The organism is Brachybacterium sp. UNK5269 (genome assembly GCF_049266655.1).
In the GTDB taxonomy this organism is placed as follows: Bacteria; Actinomycetota; Actinomycetes; order Actinomycetales; family Dermabacteraceae; genus Brachybacterium.
In genome coordinates this window covers 818,231-837,252 of the sequence record NZ_CP184883.1, presented here as the reverse complement: position 1 = coordinate 837,252, position 19,022 = coordinate 818,231, and the positions used below count along the sequence as shown (strand labels likewise).

Below are 19,022 nucleotides of genomic sequence, written 5' to 3'. Positions count from 1 at the left end.
CGGGTCGGCTCAGGCGGGGTCCACCAGCACCTGACCGACGAAGCCCTCCTCGCCGCGGCGGCGCGAGAGCTCATCGAGCCGCGCCAGCAGCGCGAGGGCCGCGCGCCGGCCCCGCTCGTCGTGCGCCTCGATCGACGGCGGCGCCGCGGGGCGCTCCCGGGTCATCCGGAAGGCGCCGGGGGCTGCCCATCCGGCGTCCGGCAGCGGGTCGACGTGCCCGAGCCGGCCGACGATGAGGTCGCGGGGCACCTCCGCCAGGCCGATCGCCGCGGCGTGCTCGGCGCTGCGGCGGGCGCGGGCGGCCGGGCGGTCCCGCAGCCGGATGCGCAGCCCCGAGGCGATCAGGATCCGCGTCAGCTCGCCGTCGCCGACGAAGCGCACCCCGGCCGCCACGAGGCCCGGGCGGGCGGACTCCGGCCAGTCGTAGTGGTCGAGGTCGAAGGAGCGCGGGGGCAGCCCGGCGCGCGCGGCGACGCGATGCAGTTCCTCCAGCGAGGTGTCCGAGATCAGGTGGCCCCACAGCATGCCGTGCCGCGGCCAGCGCGGGGTGTCGGCGTAGACGGTCATGGGCGCTCTCCTCTCACAGCGGTCGCGGCTCCTGCTGCGGCAGTCTCCCGCAGGGTGGAGGAGCCCGCCAGGGCGCGCAGCAGCAGCTCCAAGGGGCCGCGGCGGCCCGAGCGGCGCAGCGCGGCGGCCAGGGGGAGCATCGCCAGCCAGCTCAGCAGCACGATCCCGGCGGCGCCGGCGGTGCCGAGGCGGGAGCCGAGGTCCAGCGTGAAGGGCGGGAACAGTGCCAGGAACACGAGCGACTGGGCGACATACGCGCTGAGCGACACCGCGCCGAGGGCCTCGATGCCGCGCTCGGCGCGTCCCCGCAGGAGCTCGCCGTACTTGACGCCCGCCGCCTCCCGGCGTCGCACCCGCTCCGCGAGCAGCGCGGCCGCCGCGGCGAGGCCCAGCGCGCCCAGCAGCCCCGAGAGCTGGTGCAGCACGCCCAGCATCCCGAGCATCCGCTCGCCCTCGAGCACCGCGTGGGCGGGATCCAGCACCAGCACCGCGGTCAGGGGCACCGCCCCGAGCAGCCCGAGGCCGAGGCCCCAGCGGGTCAGCGGCACCAGCAGGTCCCGGTTCGCGGCCACCTCCTCGAGCAGCCGCACCCGGGCCGCGAGCGCCCCGATCGCCATCGGGGCGAGCAGGCCGATGTCCTCCACCGGGGCGAGCAGCGCGCCGCGCAGCGCGGAGCCGGTGCGGATCTTCAGACTCGTGAGGTAGTCGGGGGCCGAGGCGGCGGCGTACCCGCTGCCCTGGCCCAGCCCGATCGTGGCATCGGCCCAGCCCCACAGCCCGAGCGCGGGCAGGGCGAGCAGCCCGGCCAGGGGCAGTGCCAGGCGGTGCCGGGAGACCAGCAGCGCGCAGAGCATGCCGATGATCGCGTAGGGAACCAGGATGTCCCCGCTGAACAGCAGGATCCCGTGGGCGAGGCCGATCGCGAGCAGCGCCAGATGCCGGCGCGCCATCCGCAGCACGAAGCGCCGGGGGGCTTCGCCGCGCTCTCGGGAGCGGCGGTGCAGGATCCCGATCCCGTAGCCGAACAGCATCGCGAACAGCGGGAAGCCGCGGTTGTCGACGAGCAGGGCGATCAGCACGTCCGCGGCCCGATCCACGGCCGTGGTGTCGAGCTGCTTGAGCAGCACCGTCCACTGCTCACCGTGGAGCCAGCCCACCGTGTTGGCCAGCGCGATCCCCAGCAGGGCGAGGCCCCGGGCGAGGTCCGGCCCGCCGGCGCGCTGCGCGAGGGGGACGGAGCTCATCGCGGTGCCGGAGGCCGCGCGGCGGTGGTGGCGGCGCTCGTCATGGGCGCCATGGTCCCACAGGGGCAGGAAGGGGTGGAGGTCAAGCCCTCAGCGCCGGCGCTCCGAGCCCACCGACGTTCCCTGGTGGTGCCGCAGCAGCCAGCGGCCCTGCTCACGGACCCAGACCGAGGCGCGCTCGACCGTGCCGTCCGGCCCGGCGGTCACGTACTGCAGCAGCACCACCCCGGGGGCGATCTCGTCGGCGACGAACTCCTCGGCGCTCACGCCCGGGACCGGGGCCAGGTGGGCAAGCGCTTCGTCGCGGTCGTAGCGGCGACCGCTCGCCCCGATCTCGGTGAAGCCGGGATGGAGCAGCTCGGCGGCGCTGGGCGGATCGGCGCGCAGCGCATCGGTGAGCAGGGCCTGCTCACGGGCGGTGATCTGCTCGAAGTCGGTGGCGCCGGGGGCGTCGGCCACCAGCACCGGGTCCTCGCCGGCGGTGGAGCAGCTCGCCGCCGGCGCCTCCTCGAAGAGGCTGAACAGGTCGTGCTCCGTCGGCGCGGCGGGCTCCGGCGCAGCGGGCTCCGGCGCCGCGGGCTCCGTCCTGGTCGCCGCCGCGGGGGCCGGGCTCGCGCCCGCGCCGCGGTAACCGGGTCCCACCTGCGGGTCCTGCTGCTTGGAGAAGGCGGTGGCGGCGGCGTTGGCGCGCTTGTCGGCGGCCTCGTTCAGCGCATGCCCGGAATGCCCCTTGACCCACTCGAACTCGACGCTGCGGCCCGCCAGGGCGCGGTCGATGGCCTGCAGCAGCTCGACGTTCAGCACCGGCTTGCCGTCCTTCTTGCGCCAGCCCTTGCGCTTCCACCCCGGCATCCACTTGGTCACCGAGTTGATGACGTACTGGCTGTCGCAGAGGATCAGCAGGTGCTGGTCGGCGTCCACCGCGGTCGCCTCGAGCAGGTCAAGCACGGCCTTCAGCTCGCCCATGTTGTTGGTGCCGTGGGGCCAGCCGCCGGCGCGCCAGGTGTCCTCGTCGATGTACCAGGCCCAGCCGGCCGGGCCGGGATTGCCGAGGGCGGAGCCGTCGGCCGCAGCGGTGATCGTCATGCCCTCAATCGTTCCACAGCGCTCGGAGCGCGCCGTTCACCGGGCGATGCGGGGTTCCTCTCCCCACCCTTCAGCGCAGGCGGGCGACGGTCATCCCGGCGGTCGTGGGCGGGCGGTCCATGGCGAGCATGGCCGCGGGCAGCTCCTCGAGGGTGAGGACGCTGCCGACGGTGCGGCCCAGGTCGAGGCGGCCCCCGGCGACCTCGGCGAGCAGCTCGCGGTACTCGGCGACCGCGAGGCCGTGGCTGCCGAGGATCTGCAGCTCCTGGGCGATCACCCGGCCCATCGGCAGGGACGGGTCGGCGTCGTCCCCGAGCAGGAGGCCCACCTGGACGTGGCGGCCACGGGGGCGCAGGGACTCGATCGCGGCGCGGGCGGTCGCGGCCGAGCCCAGCGCGTCGAGGCTGACGTGCGCTCCTCCCCCGGTGACCTCCCGCACCCGCGCGGCGATGTCCCCGTCGGTGAGGATCGCCCTCGCCCCGAGCTCGACGGCCGCGGCGAGGGCCGTCTCGGAGACGTCGATCGCGAGCACCTCCGCGCCGGCGGCCAGGGCGACCATCACGCACGACAGCCCCAGGCCGCCGCAGCCGAACACCGCCACCGTCTCCCCGGGGACCACCGCGGCCTGGGTGCGCACGGCGTGGTACGCGGTGCCGACGCGGCAGCCGAGACCGGCGGCGAGGGTCAGGTCGATCCCCTCGGGCAGGGCCACGAGGTTGTGGTCGGCCTCGATCACCACCACCTGCTCGGCCCAGGAGCCGGGCAGGTCGAAGCCGGGCTGTCGCTGCCGGGGGCACACCTGCGGGGCGCCGGCGCGGCACTGCTCGCAGCGGCCGCAGGAGAGGATGAACGGGGCCGTCACCCGATCGCCGGGGGCGAAGCCCGTGACCTCGGTGCCGACGCGCTCGACGACGCCCGCGAACTCGTGGCCGGGCACATGCGGCAGCCGGACCGAGTCGTCATGGCCCTGCCAGGCGTGCCAGTCGCTGCGGCACACCCCGGTGGCGTGCACGCTCACCACCGCGCCGTGCGGCGGACAGTCCGGCGCGGGGACCTCGACGAGCTCGGGGCGCGCGCGGAAGGCCTCGTAGCGCACAGCTCTCATCGGGCCTCCCCCACCGTTGCCAGCGGCTTCTCGTAGGTCGCGGCGACGTGGGCGCGGTCGAAGCCGAGGGCGTCGTAGAGCCGGGTCGCACCGGTCAGGGACTCGGCGTCGACCTCGAGCTCGGCGGCGCTGAAGCCCTGCTCGGCGCCGAGGCGGAGCGTGCGGGTCAGGACGGCGCGGCCGAGCCCGCGACCGCGGGCCTCCGGGCGGCTGCCCACCAGCGCGATGTGCAGCACGCCGGGCTGGTCCTCGTCGGCGAGCGCATAGGCGAGCACGGTGCCGTCGGGGGCCAGGGCGATCGTGGACAGCGCGGGCCGCGCGGTGCTGGCGGTGGTCCAGGCCCGCCAGCGCTCCGGGGTGATCGGGGCGGAGCCCCAGTGATCGGCGAAGGCGGCGATGTGGGCGAGCCGGGTGGGTTCGGAGTGCGCGGCCGACGGGGAGAGCAGCCGGGCCCCGGCCGCCGGTGCGGGCGCGAGCGCCGGGCCGGGTAGGTCGCGGGTCATGCACAGCCAGCTGCGGGCGCGGCGGTAGCCGCGCCGGTCCAGCAGCGGGCGCACGTCGGCCCCTCCCCACAGCGGCTGGTCGGCGCTCGCGGGTGACGGGTCGCGGCCGCCGCTGACGCGGAGGACGGCGGGGGTGCCGGGATGGCGCTCGGCGGCGAGGTGGGCGGCCCGCTCCTCGGCGCGCGCGAGCAGCGCGGACCCGATCCCCTGCCGGCGGCGCTCGGGGTCGACGGCGCCCGTCAGCTGGCAGCGGATGCGACCGTCGCGGTCGCTCGCGGTCGACACGTCCACGAGCGAGAAGCCGAGCAGACGCTCGCCCTCGCGCACCGCGAAGCTGTCCCTCGCGAGGTCGAGGCCGGGGGTCGTGAGCCACTCCCGGGTGGTGGTCTCGGCGGCCGGCTCCCCGCGCTCCTCGGCGGCGTCGACGCGGGTCAGCAGCGCGGTCAGCGCCTGTGCGTCCTCGGGGGTGAGGGGGACGAGAGCAGTGTCGGTCGAGGTCACCCGCTCAGTGTAGGGAGCCGGTACACGCTGACGTGCGAGCGCGAGTCCGCGGTGAACTCCGACCGGTCCCAGCCGGCCCAGCGGTCCTCGAGCGCGAAGCCGGCCAGCTGCGCCATCAGGTCGAGCTCGGAGGGCCAGATGTACCGCTGCGGGGTGCGGTCGATGCGGGCGCCGCGGGCGCCGTCGACGGTCGGATCGAAGCGGAGGTGGTGGGAGACGAGCTGCTGGCGCAGGGTGTCGTAGGTGTCGACCAGCAGGTATCCGGGCTGCGACACCTCGACGGTGCCGCCGTGCCCGGGGGCCAGGGACCGCAGGTCGGGGACGGCGAGCTCGATGACGAAGCAGCCGCCCGGGGCGAGGTGCCGGGCGGCGCTGCGGAAGCACTCGACCTGCTCGGCCTGGGTGAGCAGGTTCGCGATGGTGTTGAAGACCAGGTAGACGAGGGCGAATCCCTCCCCCGCCCGGGCCGTGGTCATGTCCCCGGCGACCACGGGGATCCGCTCCGCGTCGGCCTTCTCGCGCAGCCGCGCGATCATGGGCTCGGACAGCTCGATCCCGGTGACCTCGACCCCGGCCGCGCGCAGGGGGATCGCCACCCGCCCGGTGCCGATCGCGAACTCGAGGGCAGGGCCGCCGGCGGCGAGGTCGCGCAGGACCGCGACCGTCGGCTCCAGCACCTCCGGGGCGAACATGCCCTCACCGGGGGTGTCGTACTCCGCGGCGGCCTGGTCGTCCCAGAGGCGGCTCTGCTCGATCATCGGACTCTGCTCGATCATCGGGCCATCCTCGTCCGGCCCCGGCGGCCTGTCGTGCCATTTTCCCGCCGGGGCCGCCGGGGTCAGTCCTGCTCGTAGGCGGCCGGCTGCTGCTGGACGGCGCGCAGGCGGGCCAGGTCCAGCTTGCGGGCGCGGGCGAAGTCGACCACCCCGTTCTTCTCCTGGAACACGTCGGTCAGCTGCGTGTAGCAGTAGGCGAACATCAGCGGATCCTCGAGCAGCACCCGGGTCAGGCCCTCGAACCGCTCGTAGAGCTCCTCCTCGCTGCGCACCCGCTGGCCGTAGCCCCAGGACTCGGCGGCGTTGTTCCCGGCGCGCTGCGCCGCCTCCGCGTCGCGGGCCTCCTGCTCGTTCCACCAGATGCCGCCGTACTCGGAGACGAAGTAGGGCTGCCCGGCGTAGGGCAGCGAGAACGCGCCGTCGGCGAAGGGCATCTCGTCGGGGGCGAGCTCGCGGCGGTTGGCGAAGGGCGCGCCCTCGGCCAGGCCGGACTGCTCGGCGCGGAAGCGCTCGACGTCCTGCTCGTAGGAGTGGGAGTCGTAGATGTCGGCGCCCCGCACCCGGTGGCTGTACCCGGAGGTGTCGAGCACGGGACGGGTGGGATCGGCGAGCTTGGTCGCGTCGTACATCGCCTGGGTGACGACGTCGAGCTGGGTGTACCGGTCGTGCATGACCTGGTGGGTCTCGTTCAGCGGGCACCAGCCGATGATGCTGGGGTGGTTGATGTCCCGCTGGACCGCCTCGACCCACTGGCCGATGAAGGAGGCCGGGGGCTGCTGGTTGTCGCCCATCGGTCCGTGGCCGGAGATCCCCCAGTCGGCGAACTCCCCCCAGGTGAGGTAGCCGTGCAGGTCCGCCCAGAACAGCATCCGCTGCTCGAAGACCTTCTGGTGCAGGCGGGCGCCGTTGAAGCCGGCCTCCAGCGCCAGGCGGATGTCGGTCCTCAGCGCCGCATCGTCGGGCGCCGTCATGAACGACTCCTCCCAGTACCCCTGGTCCAGCACCAGGCGCTGGAAGACCTTCTCGCCGTTGATGCGGAACTCGTGGCCGCGCAGGCTGGTCGAGCGCAGGCCCGCGTAGGAGCGGACCTCGTCGAGCGGTCCGCCGTCGGCGTCGAGCAGCCGCACGGTGAGGGCGTAGAGCTCGGGGGCGCCGGGGCCCCAGATGCGCACCGCGTCCTCCGGGATCACCAGCTCCAGGTGCGGGGCGAGGTCGAGGTCGGCGCGCACCCGGGTGCGGGCCACCTCCTCGCCGCCCGGCACGGAGGCGATGATCTCGAGGCGGGTGCCGGGGGTGCTGCGCGCGAGCGGCACGTCGATCGAGAAGGAGTTCCCCGCCAGCGACGGCAGGATCCGCAGGGAGCGGATCTCGTCGACCGGGACGCCCTCGAGCCAGACGCTCTGCCAGATGCCGGTGGTGCGGTGGTAGCTGGCATGCGTGGCGTGGTACCAGGTGGACTGCTTGCCGCGGGCCTGCGGGACGTCGTGCGGGTCGCGGGCCCGTACGACGATCTCGACCTCGCTGCCCGGGCCCACGCCCGGCACGGTGGAGAGGTCGGCGCTGAAGGGGGTGAAGCCGCCGCAGTGGCGGGCCACCTCCACCCCGTCGGCCCAGACGGTCGCCTCGTGGTCGACCGCCTCGAACCGCAGGACGGGTCGCAGGCCCTCCCAGCCGGCGGGGACCGTCACGGTGCGGCGGTACCAGACGGCCTCGAGGAAGTCGCGGTTGCCGATGCCGGAGGCCGCGGTCTCCGGGGCGAAGGGCACGGTGATGGTGGTGGCCAGGTCCCGCTCGAGCAGGCCCCGCTCGCGCCCGGAGTCGCCCTGGTCGATCTCGAACTGCCAGGTGCCGTTGAGGGTGATCCAGGTGGGTCGCTGCAGCTGGGGGCGCGGGTGCTCGGGCCTGGGGACCCCGGCATCGCCCGCAGGCGGGGCGTCGAGCACGGCGGCGAGCTCGTCGGCCCGGTCGAAGAGGGAGCGCAGGGGCTCCGGGAGGGCGGTGGTCTCGGCGTTCACGGTCGACTCCTGGTCTCGGCGGGCACGGTGGCAGGTCGCGGCGCACCGAGGCATCGTCGCGGACCGGTGGCTCCAGTCAAGCGCAGGGCCGGGCTAATTGCAACGTGGTAAACGGGGTTCGGCAGAGCGCCGGGGCTGCCCGAGCACCGGCGCTCCGGACGCCGCGCGCAGACCGCGCCGATCCGCCCCGGCTTACTCTCGGGGCACCGTCACGACCAGGGGTATCTCACACCGCGGCGCCGATTCCCGGGCGCCGGGGCACCCAGGGTCTACGGTGGGCAGAGCGTGCCGTCATCCCGCCGCGGCACAGGTCCCTCCCCTTGCGGGAGGTGACTGCGCAGCTCATGCATCGCTGCCCCGGCAGCCTTCGGGCATTCGACGCACCGGGCGGGATCTGCACCTCAGAACGGATCTCCCTTGACCTCCCCTGATTTCGCACGCCTCGGCGTGCCCTCCGTCCTGGTCGACGCCCTCGCGCCCCAGGGCATCACCCGCCCCACCCCGATCCAGGCCGCGACGCTGCCGGACTCCCTCGCCGGTCGCGACATCCTCGGCCGCGGCCGCACGGGCTCGGGCAAGTCCTACGCCTTCCTGCTCCCCCTGGTGACCCGCCTGATCGCCGAGCCGCGCAAGCGCGTCTCGCGGCGGCCGCGCTCCCTGATCCTGGCCCCCACCCGCGAGCTCGCCTCGCAGCTCGCCGAGGCCCTGCGGCCGCTGGCCGAGGCCACCGGGCTGCGCAGCACCGTCGTGTTCGGCGGGGTCGGTCAGAACCCGCAGGTCAAGGCCCTCGCCGGCGGTGTCGACGTGCTCGTCGCCTGCCCCGGACGGCTGCTGGACCTGATCGGTCAGGGCCATGCGGACCTCGGCGGCGTCGAGATCACCGTCATCGACGAGGCCGACCACATGGCCGACATGGGCTTCCTGCCCATGGTCACCAAGATCCTCAACGCGACGCCGAAGAAGGGACAGCGGATGCTGTTCTCGGCGACCCTGGACTCGGGCGTGAACAAGCTCGTCAAGCAGTTCCTGCACGAGCCGGTCACCCATTCCGCGGATCCCGCGAGCAGCCCCGTCGGCACCATGGAGCACCATGTGCTCGAGGTCGACGCCGCCACCCGCTTCGACGTGCTGCGCGACCTCGCGGCCGCCCCCGGCCGCACCATCATGTTCACGCGCACCAAGTACGGCGCGAAGAACCTGGCCCGCAAGCTCTCGGCGCGCGGGGTGGATGCCGTCGACCTGCACGGCAACCTCTCGCAGAATGCCCGCACCCGGAACCTCGAGGCCTTCGGCTCCGGCACGTCGACCACGATGGTCTGCACCGACATCGCCGCGCGCGGCATCCACGTCGACGAGGTGGCGGTGGTGGTCCACGCCGATCCGCCCATCGAGCACAAGGCGTACCTGCACCGCTCGGGCCGCACCGCCCGCGCCGGCGAGTCCGGCACCGTGATCACGGTGCAGACCCCGGACCAGAAGCGCGACGTCAGCGACCTGATGCGCAAGGCCGGCATCCAGCCCACCTACCACGCCCGCGTGGTGCCCACCTCCCCCGTGCTCAGCGAGCTCGCCCCCGGCGAGCGGATGGAGATGCACGAGCCCCGCGAGCCCGATCCGGCGCCGCGCCAGGAGAACTCCGGTCGCGGCCAGGGCGGTCGCGGCCAGGGCGGCGGCCGCGGGCAGGGCGGCGGCCGGGGTCAGGGTCAGGGCGCCGGCGGCCGGCGCGGCGGACAGGGTCGCTCCGGCGGCTCCGGCCGTCCCGGTGGCCAGAGCGGTCAGAGCGGCGAGGCCCGTCCGGCCCGCCAGGGCGGCGCACGCAGCGGGGGCACGCCCACCCGCTACTCCACGTCCTCCGGCGGTGCCTCCGGCGGCGGCCTGGCCGCCTACTCCGCGGGGCGCCAGCGGTGACCGACCCGGGCAACGGCCGCCGTCGCGCCGAGGCGTCCTCGCAGCACGGGATCGACGAGATCCTGGCGGCCTCCCGCCGGGGCATCCAGCGGATCGCCCCGGGCGAGCTGCCCGCCCTGCAGGAGCAGGGAGCGCACGTGATCGACATCCGCACGGCCGCGACCCGCGGGACCGAGGGGCACATCCCGGGCGCGACGGTGATCGAGCGCCTGGTGCTCGAGTGGCGGTTGGATCCGCGCAGCGCCGACCGCCTCGAGCAGGGGCCGGACTACGACGACCTGGTCGTGGTGGTCTGCAACGAGGGCTTCTACTCCTCGCTCGCCGCGCGGGACCTGCGCGACCTCGGCTTCCACCGCGCCACCGATCTGGTCGGCGGCTTCCGCGGCTACCGCGAGGCCGGGCTGCCCGCCGCGGCGGAGCCCACCCGCTGCGTGGACTGACGACGACGCACGAGGACGGGGCGGTGCCATGCGGCACCGCCTTGTCCGTCTGCTCCCCCGTCCCCCCGCCCGGTGCGCAGCGGGCCGTCGATCCGGCCACATCGACGCTTCGTATATTGCGCAAGTATGCAAACCGGCGGAGACTGGGAGCATGACGGACCAGGCCCTCCCCCCGGGCATCTCCCCCACCCCGGCGCAGCTCGCGGCCGCCGCGAACACCTTCGCCCTGCTGGCGAGCCCGCCGCGGCTGCACCTGGTGCAGCTGATGAGCTCGGGCCGCTTCGACGTGGGCGCCCTGGCCGAGCACGTCGGCCTCAGCCTCCCCACCACCAGTCAGCACCTCAGCAAGCTGCGCCTGGCCGGGATCGTCTCCGCCCGCCGCGAGGGCCGGCACAGCTATTACACCGTCGAGGACCCCCACGTCCTGTCCCTGGTCGAGCAGATCTTCGCGCACATCGCGCCCGACGGCACGCTCGCCCCCGATCCGCCCCTGAAGGACCCGCGCGCATGATCAGCCCCTCCTCCCCCGACGACGCCCGGCAGCCCGCCCCCGCCGCCAAAGTCGACCTGCGCCGGTACGCGTGGCTGTCGATCGTCGCCGCGATCGTGACGATCGCGCTGAAGACCGGCGCCTGGGCGCTGACCGACTCGGTGGGCCTGCTCTCCGACGCCGCCGAGTCGACCGTGAACCTGGTCGCCGCGGTGGTCGCCCTGATCGCCCTCACGGTCGCCGCCCGTCCCGCCACCGAGCGCTTCCTCTACGGCCGGGCCAAGGCCGAGTACTTCTCCGCGGCCGTCGAGGGGCTGATGATCTTCGCGGCCGCCGCGGTCATCATGGTCACCGCGGTCGAGCGCTTCATCAATCCGCGCCCGCTCGAGAACCTCGGCATCGGCCTGCTCATCGTGGTGCTCGCCTCGCTCGTCAACGGGGGCGTGGGCCTGGTGCTGCTGCGCGTGGGCGCCACCCACAACTCGATCACCCTGCGGGCCGACGGCAAGCACCTGATGACCGACGTGGTCACCAGCGTCGGGGTGCTGGTCGGGGTGGGCCTGGTGGCCCTGACCGGCTGGGAGCGGCTGGACGCCCTGGTCGCCTTCGCGGTCGGCGTGAACATCGTCGTCACCGGCATCGGTCTGCTCGGGGAATCGGTCTCGGGCCTCCTGGACAAGGCGCTGCCCGAGGAGGACCACGAGGTCATCACCGAGATCCTGCGCCGCCGCACCGACGGCACCACCACCTTCCACGGCCTGCAGACCCGCGAGGCCGGGCAGCAGAAGTACATGAACGTGCACGTCCTGGTGCCCGACGAGTGGACCGTCAAGCAGGGCCACGACTACATCGAGGAGCTCGAGGAGGAGCTCTGCGCCCGGCTGCCGGACCTCACCGTGCTCACCCACCTCGAACCGATCTCCGATCCGGCGTCCTACGCGGACATCCCGGCGGGGCATGTGCAGATCCACGGGGAGGACCACGATCCGACGCGGCCCCCGGACACGGGCGCGGCCGGACCCGACCCTCGTAGGTGACCTCCTCGGGACCCCGGCGCCGCCGCGCGCCATGGCGGCCAGGCACTCCTCTCGACGGCCACGGTCAGGCGGTGGGGCGTGATGACGCGATCAGGGCGGCCAGGCGACGGTCGCTGTCGGCGAGCGCGTCCCGGTCGAAGGTCGAGGCCGACGAGAGGATCTCCTCGGCGCCGGTGCGGTCGATCAGCTGCTCGAGGCGGCGCCGCACCGTGGTCGCGCTGCCGGCGCAGGCCGCGTCCAGACTCTGCCGCAGACGCTCCTGTTCGCGACCGCTCAGGCGCCTGTCCCGGATCTGCTCGGGGGCTTCGAGAGGTTCGAACAGTCCCGTGCTGCGGGAGCGCACCATCGCCCAGCACTCCGGCAGGGCAAGTTCGCGGGCCTGCTCATCGGTGTCCGCGATGAGGATGTCGAGGGAGACGATCACCGACGGTGCGCTGCCGCGGTGGGGTCGGAAGCTGCGCCGGTAGTCGGCCAGCCGGTCGGTGATCTCCGCGTGTTCGAGCACGGGGCCGCCGATCACCACGGGCAGCCCGAGCTGCGCGGCGAGGTCCAGCCCGGAGCCGGTCGCGAGGACGAACATCGGGATCTGTCCGCCGGCCGCCGGCCGCGCCGTCACCTCGGCCTCCCCGTGCAGGAAGTCCCGCAGCTCGCCGATCTCCGCCGCGAACGAGTCCGGGTCGGCCTCCGTGCGCCGCAGGGCGTCGCGCACCGGTCCCGTGAACCCGAGCGAGCGGCCCAGTCCGAGGTCGACCCGGCCCGGGAACAGGGCCTCGAGCATGAGGAACTGCTCGGCGACGACCAGCGGCTGGTGGTTCGGCAGCATCACGCCGCCCGAGCCGAGACGGATCGTGCGGGTACGAGCTCCGATGGCGGCCAGCAGCACCGCCGGCGCCCCGCTCGCGATCCCCGGGACGGCGTGGTGCTCGGCCACCCAGAACCGGTGGTACCCGGCCTGTTCGGCCTGCGCGGCCCGCTCGACGGAGTGGACGAGTGCGTCGGATTCGGGGTGACCCGCCCTGGTGCGCGAGCGATCCAGCAGCGAGAGTCTCATGCCGGCGTCAACGCCCGGCCCGCGCGGGATCTTCCCCGTCGCGGGGTCGGACAGGTCTCATCCCCCACCGGACCGCACCGGCCGCCGCCTCGATAGTGTGCAGGACATGAACGCTCCTCATGTGCCCCTGTCGATCCTCGATCTGGTTCCCATCTCCGAGGGGATGAGCACCCGGGAGGCGATCACCGCGTCGATGGAGGGCGCACAGGCCGCGGACCGTCTGGGCTACGAGCGGCTGTGGTTCGCCGAGCACCACAACACCGACAGCCTCGCCTCGAGCGCCACCTCCCTGCTGATCGACCGGGCGGCCTCGCTGACCGAGCGGATCCGGGTCGGCTCCGGCGGCATCATGCTGCCCAACCATTCGCCGCTCGCGGTCATCGAGCAGTTCGGCACCCTCGTGCAGTTCCACGGCGACCGCATCGACCTCGGGCTCGGGCGTGCGCCGGGCACCGACCAGCTCACCGCCCAGCTGCTCGCCCGCACCTCCGCCGAACCCCAGGCCTTCATCGCGGCGGTCGAGCAGATGCGCGACTGGTCCCGCAAGGAGCCGACCGGCGGACTGCCGATCACCGCTGCCGTCGCCCGCGGCACCGAGGTGCCGATGTGGATCCTCGGCTCCACGGCCAACGGGGCGCGGCTGGCCGCGCAGCTGGGGCTGCCGTTCTCGGTCGCCTCGCACTTCGCGCCGTTCCAGTACCTGCACGCCCTGCAGACCTACCGCGACCACTTCGACCCCCGCGCCGAGGCGGCGCAGCTCGAGGACCCGCACACGATGGTCGGAGTCAACCTCGTGATCTCCGAGACCGATGAGGAGGCGCAGCGTCAGTTCACGACCCTCCAGCAGATGTTCCTGGGGGTCGTCACCGGGCAGCGTCAGAAGATCCAGCCGCCCCGGCCGGTCCAGGAGATCGCGCCCGCGCATCTCCTCGCGCAGGTCGACCAGACGCTCTCCATCAAGGCCGTCGGCTCCCCCCGGACCGTCGTGCGCCAGCTCGAGGAGATCGTCGCCGCGACCGGGGCCGACGAGCTGATCCTCACCGCCTACTACTACGATCCGGCCGACCGCCTGCGCGGCCTGGAGCTGCTCGCCGACGCCTGGGGGCTCGGCAGCTGAGAACGGTCTGCTGAGCGCACCGCAGCCTGTCGAGCAGCTCGCCGAGCTCGTGCTCGGAGCCTGACGGTGCTCAGGTGCCATCGACGCTCGCGGCGATCGATGACGCCGTATGTCGGCGTGCGCCGCGCAGAACCTGACCAGGACGCATAATCCCCGTATGAGCGCCTTGGTCCTGCAGTCCGATTTCGGTCTCGACGACGGCGCGGTCAGCGCCATGTACGGCGTTGCCGTCGGCGTGGACGCCGCTCTGCGGATCCATGACCTCACCCACAACATCCCGCCGTACGACATCTGGGAGGGCTCCTACCGGCTCGCCCAGGTGCTGAGCTACTGGCCCGAGGGCACCGTCTTCGTCTCCGTCGTGGACCCCGGGGTGGGCTCGGATCGCCTGTCCGTCGTGGCGCGCACCGCGACCGGCCACTACGTGGTCACCCCGGACAACGGCACCCTGACCCACCTCGAGCACATCTTCGGTCTCACGGAGCTGCGGCAGATCGACGAGACCCAGCACCGGCGGCCGGGCTCCGAGGAGTCCTACACCTTCCACGGCCGTGACATCTACGCCTTCACGGGGGCCCGCCTCGCCGCCGGCGCCGTGACCTTCGAGGCGATCGGCCCGCGCGTCGACCTCGACCGGCTGGTGCGGCTGCCCGTGGCCGAGCCGCGGCTGCAGGACGATGCCGTCGTCGGCACGATCGACACCCTCGATGTGCGCTACGGCTCGCTGTGGACCTCCATCCCCCGCGCCCTGTTCCGTGAACTCGGCGTCGAGCCCGGCGAGCGGGTCACCGTACGCGTCCACCACCACGACACCGTCGTGCATGCCGCGCAGGTGACCTATGCCCGCAGCTTCGCCGCCGTGGAGGTCGGCGAGGCGCTGCTGTACGTGAACTCGCTGGATCGCATGGCGATCGCGATCAACCGCGGCCACTATGCGCGCGCCTTCTCCCTCGGCACCGGCGCCTCCTGGCGCGTCACACTCGTGCCCGTGCGGTGACCGCCACCCCGTCCACGACCCCTCCCCCGTCCCCTCCTCACGAAAGCAGTTCCATGAATCGCACGCCCTCGCCCGTCACCCAGGTGGTCGCCATCGGGATCGGCGCCGCCCTGTTCTTCGTGCTCGGCCGCTTCGTCGCCATTCCCTCGTTCGTCCCCAACACCTCCGTCAGCATCCAGTACGCGATCCTGGCCGTGTTCGCCGTCCTCTACGGCCCCCTGGTCGGGGCGCTGGTCGGCCTCATCGGGCACGTCCTCATCGACGCCACCGGCTACGGCATCTGGATCAGCTGGGAGCTCGCCTCCGGAGTGTTCGGCCTGGTGGTCGGCCTGCTGGTGCTCCGGCACGCGATCGCCGACGGGGAGTTCGGCAGGGCCGTCGCGATCCGTGTCAATGTCGCCATCATCGTGGCCAACGCCCTGGCCTGGCTGGTGGTCGCCCCGCTCGGGGATGTGCTGATCTACGCGGAGCCGGCCGCGAAGGTCTGGGCCCAGGGCGGCTTCGCCTTCGTCTCCAACACCCTGACGGCCTGCGTGATCGGCACGATCATCCTCTCGATCTATGCCCGCACCCGCACCAGGACCGGGTCGCTGAGCCGCGAGCAGTGACCGCGCCGCAGCCCGGGACGGTCGCTCCCGTCGGCCGCGCGGAGCCGTTGGTCGAGCTGTGCGGGTATTCCTTCCAGTACCGGGCGCAGTCCGAGCCGACCCTGCACGACATCGACCTGCAGGTCCGTCGCGGCGAGAAGATCGTCGTCGTCGGCGCCTCGGGCTCCGGGAAGTCCACCCTGCTCAGCGCCCTCAACGGGCTGATCCCGCACCGTCATCGGGGAACGGCCGGCGGCCGCATCCGGGTTCTCGGCCAGGACCCGGCACAGGTGCCGCTGGTGACCACCGCCGCACGGGTCGGCACCGTGCTGCAGGACAGCAACAGCCAGTTCGTCGGCCTCACCGTCGCCGAGGACATCGCCTTCAGCCTCGAGAACCAGCAGGTCCCCCCGGCCGAGATGCCTGCCCGCGTCGACCGGGCGGCGCAGCTCGCGGGAATCCAGGAGCGTCTCGGCGATGCGCCGCACGATCTCTCCGGCGGCCAGAAGCAGCGCGTGGCGATCGCCGGCGTCTTGGTCGATGACGTCGAGCTGCTGCTGTTCGACGAGCCACTGGCGAACCTCGACCCGGCCTCCGGTCGCCGCGCCGTCGAGCTCATCGACGACCTCCACCGCGACCACGGGGCGACCGTCGTCATCGTCGAGCATCGTCTGGAGGACGTGCTGCACCGCGACGTCGACCGCATCGTGCTGATGGCCGAGGGACGGATCGTCCTCGACGCCATCCCCGACGAGGTCGTCGCCTCCGGACTGCTCGAGCAGCACGGGATCCGCCCCCCGCTGCACGTGGCGGCGCTGCGCGCGGCCGGTACCCCGGTCACCGCGGAGCAGCGCCCGTCCCGCATCGAGGCGATCGCCCTGAGCGACGACCAGATCAGTGCGGTGCGCGCCTTCACGGCGGCCGGGCAGGAACCGCCCTCCTCCCGGTCCGCCGCCGCCACCGCGAGGCCCCCGGCATCCGGCGCGATCGCACTGAGGCTGGAGGAGGTGCGGTGCGAGATCCCCCTCGGCCCGGAACGCTCGACCCTCGCGCTCGACGGGGTGAGCGCCGCCGTCCGCCGCGGCGAGATGATCGGCGTGCTCGGCTCCAACGGCGCCGGGAAGTCCACCCTCGCCCGTGTCATCTGCGGGTTCGAGCCGATCACCGGCGGCACGGTGCGGATCGGGGCGGCCGACGCCTCCGGGTGGAGCCTGGCCGAGCGCGGTGAGCACGTCGGCTTCGTCCTGCAGGAACCGGGGCAGATGATCTCGAGGCCGCTGGTGGTCGAGGAGATCGCCCTGGGCATGCGCGCCCGCGGCCTCGACGCGGACACCGTGGCCGAGCGCACGGGGACCATGCTGGAGGTGTGCGGACTGCGCCCTTTCCGCGCCTGGCCCGTCTCCGCACTGAGCCACGGCCAGAAGAAGCGCGTGACCATCGCCTCCGTGCTGGCGCTGGAACCGGAGGTGCTGATCCTCGACGAGCCCACCGCCGGACAGGACTTCGCCCACTACACCGAGTTCATGAGCTTCCTGCGCGAGGTCAACGCCGCCGGCACCACCGTCGTGCTGATCACCCACGACATGCACCTGGCCCTGGAGTACACCGATCGGGTGCTGGTGATGTCCGGGGGGCGACTGCTGGCCGACGATGACCCTGCCCGTGTGCTCACCGACCCCGAGCTCACCCGCCGCGCGGACCTCGTGACCACCGGTCTGCACGGCCTCGCGCAGCGCTGCGGCATCGCCGATCCTCACGCCCTGGTGCGCCGCTTCGTCCAGACGGATCGGGCGATGCGGGGGAGGTCGGGATGAGCACTCCTCTGCTGGGCTTCATCGACCGCCCCGGGCCGCTGCACGCGCTGTCGGGGGTCTCGAAGCTCATCCTGGTGCTCGGCGTGGTGCTGGGGGCGATGATCGGCTTCGACGTGCGGTACCTGGGCGCGGTGGCCCTCGCCTCGGTCCTGCTGTGGGCGGTCTCCCGGGTGCGGCTGCGGGACCTCGCGGTGGTGCTGTGGCTGATCCTGGTCTTCATGGCCCTGAACAACATCGGGATCTTCCTGTTCGCCCCGGCCTACGGCACGGAGCTCCTCGGCACCCGGCACCTGCTGCTCGACGGCCCCTGGCACTGGGACCTCACCGCCGAGCAGCTCTTCTACCAGCTCGCCGTCACCCTGAAGTACGTCGCGGTGCTCCCCAGCGTGCTGCTGTTCGTGGCGACCACGCGGCCTCCGGAGTTCGCCTCCTCGCTCGCGCGCATCGGGGTGCCGGCCCGGATCGCCTACGCCGTGTCCCTCGCCCTGCGGTACATCCCCGATGTGCAGCGGGAGTTCCGCACCGTCTCCCAGGCACAGCAGGCGCGCGGGCTCGACACCTCCCGGAACGTTCCGCTGCGCACCAGGATCAGGAACCTGAGCGCCGTGCTCGTCCCGCTGCTGCTGGCCACCTTCGATCGCATCGACGCGGTCTCCGCGGCCATGGAGCTGCGCGGCTTCGGCCGCTCGCGCGGGCGCACCTGGTCGGTGCGCACCCCGCTCCGCGCCGGGGACATGGCCGTGATGACCGGGGCGGCGGTCCTGGTCGTGGTGCCGCTCGTCCTGCTCGGCGTCAACGGGGGCCGGTTCTGGAACCCCTTCCTCTGAGGGTCCCGCGCGGCGCGGTCCGTCGCGGACGGTTCGCGAGCGCGCGGGGCTCGACGCTGTCATGCTGAGGCCCATGGCGACCCGGACCCCCGCAGCACCCCGCCCGCCCGACACCCCGCGCCTGGCGCTGCTGCCCGCGGCGGGAGTGTCGGCCTCGGCGTTCCTGCTGTTCGGGCTCCAGCTGGGCGGATGGGGGCATGCGCTGCTCGCCCTGAGCCTGCTCGGCGCCCTCCTGGTCTCACGGGAGCTGGCGAAGGATCTGTTCCTGATCGGCATCGGCATCGGCATCGTCTCGCTCACCTCGGTGGCGGCCGACATCAGCTGGGACCGGTTCTTCATCCTCGGCGCCGTGCTGCTGGCCGCGGTGACGGTCCCGCTCCTGGTGGACCGGCTGATCTACCGCCGCCGCGCGATCCGGTTCCCCTGGCTCAGCGGGGAGCCGTGGACCCGGTTGGAGAAGGGCTACATCGTGGCCGTGCCGGTGCTGGGGTGGCTGATCCTGCCGTTCTACTTCATCACCTCGGGCGCCTACCTGAACTGGCCGGACATCAGCGGCGCCAGCGAGCTCGGGCGCTTCTTCGTCGGCGTGAACTTCGTGGGGACCTGGGACGAGCTGTTCTTCATCTGCACCTGCTTCGCGCTGCTGCGCCGACATTTCGGGCTCTGGCAGGCCAACGTGCTGCAGGCGATCATCTTCGTCTCGTTCCTGTGGGAGCTCGGCTACCAGGAGTGGGGACCGCTGCTGACCGCGCCGTTCGCGCTGCTGCAGGGCTGGCTGTTCTCCCGCACCGGATCGCTGCTGTACGTGCTGATCGTGCACCTGCTGTTCGACGTCATCGTCTACCTTGCCATCGTCCACGCCCACAACCCCGGCGTGATCCCGATCTTCCTGATCTGATCCCCGCCTCCGACGCGGGCCGGGCGGGCGCCGGGGCGCACCGGCGGGCGCACGACGGA

18 protein-coding genes are annotated in these 19,022 nt (G+C 73.2%); 10 read left to right on the top strand and 8 right to left on the bottom strand.

The genetic code is table 11. The features are described from left to right. Nucleotides 1-9: 9 nt before the first annotated feature. The 7 genes from ACOJUI_RS03795 to ACOJUI_RS03765 form a co-directional block, all read right to left on the bottom strand. Complete coding sequence (locus ACOJUI_RS03795) at nt 10-567, bottom strand: DUF4031 domain-containing protein (RefSeq protein WP_422116772.1); 558 nt, start codon at nt 565-567, stop codon at nt 10-12. Further along, nucleotides 564-1,811 carry a DUF418 domain-containing protein gene (locus ACOJUI_RS03790; RefSeq protein WP_422116771.1) on the bottom strand — a complete coding sequence of 416 codons (1,248 nt, stop codon included), beginning with the start codon at nt 1,809-1,811 and terminating at the stop codon, nt 564-566. Before ACOJUI_RS03790 ends, ACOJUI_RS03795 begins: the two co-directional genes overlap by 4 nt. Nucleotides 1,812-1,901: 90 nt before the next feature. After that, the gene (locus ACOJUI_RS03785) at nt 1,902-2,897 is read right to left on the bottom strand and encodes an RNase H family protein (RefSeq protein WP_422116770.1); all 996 of its coding nucleotides are present in this window, start codon (nt 2,895-2,897) and stop codon (nt 1,902-1,904) included. A 70-nt stretch (nt 2,898-2,967) separates the two neighbouring features. Beyond that, nucleotides 2,968-4,002, bottom strand: coding sequence for a zinc-dependent alcohol dehydrogenase family protein (locus ACOJUI_RS03780; protein ID WP_422116769.1), 1,035 nt, complete (start codon nt 4,000-4,002; stop codon nt 2,968-2,970). Next, nucleotides 3,999-5,006 carry a GNAT family N-acetyltransferase gene (locus ACOJUI_RS03775; RefSeq protein WP_422116768.1) on the bottom strand — a complete coding sequence of 336 codons (1,008 nt, stop codon included), beginning with the start codon at nt 5,004-5,006 and terminating at the stop codon, nt 3,999-4,001. Before ACOJUI_RS03775 ends, ACOJUI_RS03780 begins: the two co-directional genes overlap by 4 nt. Then, the gene (locus ACOJUI_RS03770; protein WP_422117607.1) at nt 5,003-5,764 is read right to left on the bottom strand and encodes a class I SAM-dependent methyltransferase; all 762 of its coding nucleotides are present in this window, start codon (nt 5,762-5,764) and stop codon (nt 5,003-5,005) included. The genes ACOJUI_RS03775 and ACOJUI_RS03770 overlap by 4 nt, the downstream gene beginning before the upstream one ends. Before the next feature lie 80 nt (nt 5,765-5,844). Then, on the bottom strand, nt 5,845-7,797 hold the full coding sequence (locus ACOJUI_RS03765; protein WP_422116767.1) for a glycoside hydrolase family 2 protein: 1,953 nt from the start codon (nt 7,795-7,797) through the stop codon (nt 5,845-5,847). Between the two features lie 417 nt (nt 7,798-8,214). Between ACOJUI_RS03765 and ACOJUI_RS03760 the strand changes: the two genes are divergently transcribed. From ACOJUI_RS03760 to ACOJUI_RS03745, 4 genes are all read left to right on the top strand, one after another. Then, nucleotides 8,215-9,705 (top strand): DEAD/DEAH box helicase, encoded by a 1,491-nt coding sequence (locus tag ACOJUI_RS03760; protein ID WP_422116766.1) that lies wholly within the window; start codon nt 8,215-8,217, stop codon nt 9,703-9,705. Beyond that, nucleotides 9,702-10,145, top strand: coding sequence for a rhodanese-like domain-containing protein (locus tag ACOJUI_RS03755; protein WP_422116765.1), 444 nt, complete (start codon nt 9,702-9,704; stop codon nt 10,143-10,145). The genes ACOJUI_RS03760 and ACOJUI_RS03755 overlap by 4 nt, the downstream gene beginning before the upstream one ends. Nucleotides 10,146-10,296: 151 nt before the next feature. Beyond that, nucleotides 10,297-10,656, top strand: a complete 360-nt coding sequence (locus ACOJUI_RS03750) for an ArsR/SmtB family transcription factor (RefSeq protein ID WP_422116764.1) — start codon at nt 10,297-10,299, stop codon at nt 10,654-10,656. Then, a complete protein-coding gene (locus ACOJUI_RS03745) occupies nt 10,653-11,672 on the top strand; it encodes a cation diffusion facilitator family transporter (protein ID WP_422116763.1) in 1,020 nt (339 codons plus the stop codon). The genes ACOJUI_RS03750 and ACOJUI_RS03745 overlap by 4 nt, the downstream gene beginning before the upstream one ends. Nucleotides 11,673-11,736: 64 nt before the next feature. Here the strand turns inward: ACOJUI_RS03745 and ACOJUI_RS03740 are convergent, their stop codons facing one another. Continuing rightward, nucleotides 11,737-12,723, bottom strand: a complete 987-nt coding sequence (locus tag ACOJUI_RS03740; RefSeq protein ID WP_422116762.1) for an MsnO8 family LLM class oxidoreductase — start codon at nt 12,721-12,723, stop codon at nt 11,737-11,739. A 106-nt stretch (nt 12,724-12,829) separates the two neighbouring features. On the opposite strand from ACOJUI_RS03740, the gene ACOJUI_RS03735 reads away from it, so the two are divergent. The 6 genes from ACOJUI_RS03735 (at nt 12,830) to ACOJUI_RS03710 (ending at nt 18,963) form a co-directional block, all read left to right on the top strand. Next, nucleotides 12,830-13,840 carry an LLM class flavin-dependent oxidoreductase gene (locus tag ACOJUI_RS03735; RefSeq protein ID WP_422116761.1) on the top strand — a complete coding sequence of 337 codons (1,011 nt, stop codon included), beginning with the start codon at nt 12,830-12,832 and terminating at the stop codon, nt 13,838-13,840. Nucleotides 13,841-13,997: 157 nt separating this feature from the next. After that, nucleotides 13,998-14,837, top strand: coding sequence for an SAM hydrolase/SAM-dependent halogenase family protein (locus ACOJUI_RS03730; protein WP_422116760.1), 840 nt, complete (start codon nt 13,998-14,000; stop codon nt 14,835-14,837). A gap of 53 nt (nt 14,838-14,890) precedes the next feature. After that, nucleotides 14,891-15,445, top strand: coding sequence for an ECF-type riboflavin transporter substrate-binding protein (locus tag ACOJUI_RS03725; protein ID WP_422116759.1), 555 nt, complete (start codon nt 14,891-14,893; stop codon nt 15,443-15,445). Further along, entirely contained in the window at nt 15,442-17,238 is a 1,797-nt protein-coding gene (locus ACOJUI_RS03720) for an ABC transporter ATP-binding protein (RefSeq protein ID WP_422116758.1), read from the top strand. Before ACOJUI_RS03725 ends, ACOJUI_RS03720 begins: the two co-directional genes overlap by 4 nt. Next, on the top strand, nt 17,235-18,065 hold the full coding sequence (locus ACOJUI_RS03715; RefSeq protein WP_422116757.1) for an energy-coupling factor transporter transmembrane component T family protein: 831 nt from the start codon (nt 17,235-17,237) through the stop codon (nt 18,063-18,065). Before ACOJUI_RS03720 ends, ACOJUI_RS03715 begins: the two co-directional genes overlap by 4 nt. A gap of 73 nt (nt 18,066-18,138) precedes the next feature. Beyond that, nucleotides 18,139-18,963, top strand: coding sequence for a CPBP family intramembrane glutamic endopeptidase (locus tag ACOJUI_RS03710; RefSeq protein ID WP_422116756.1), 825 nt, complete (start codon nt 18,139-18,141; stop codon nt 18,961-18,963). Nucleotides 18,964-19,022: the final 59 nt, after the last annotated feature.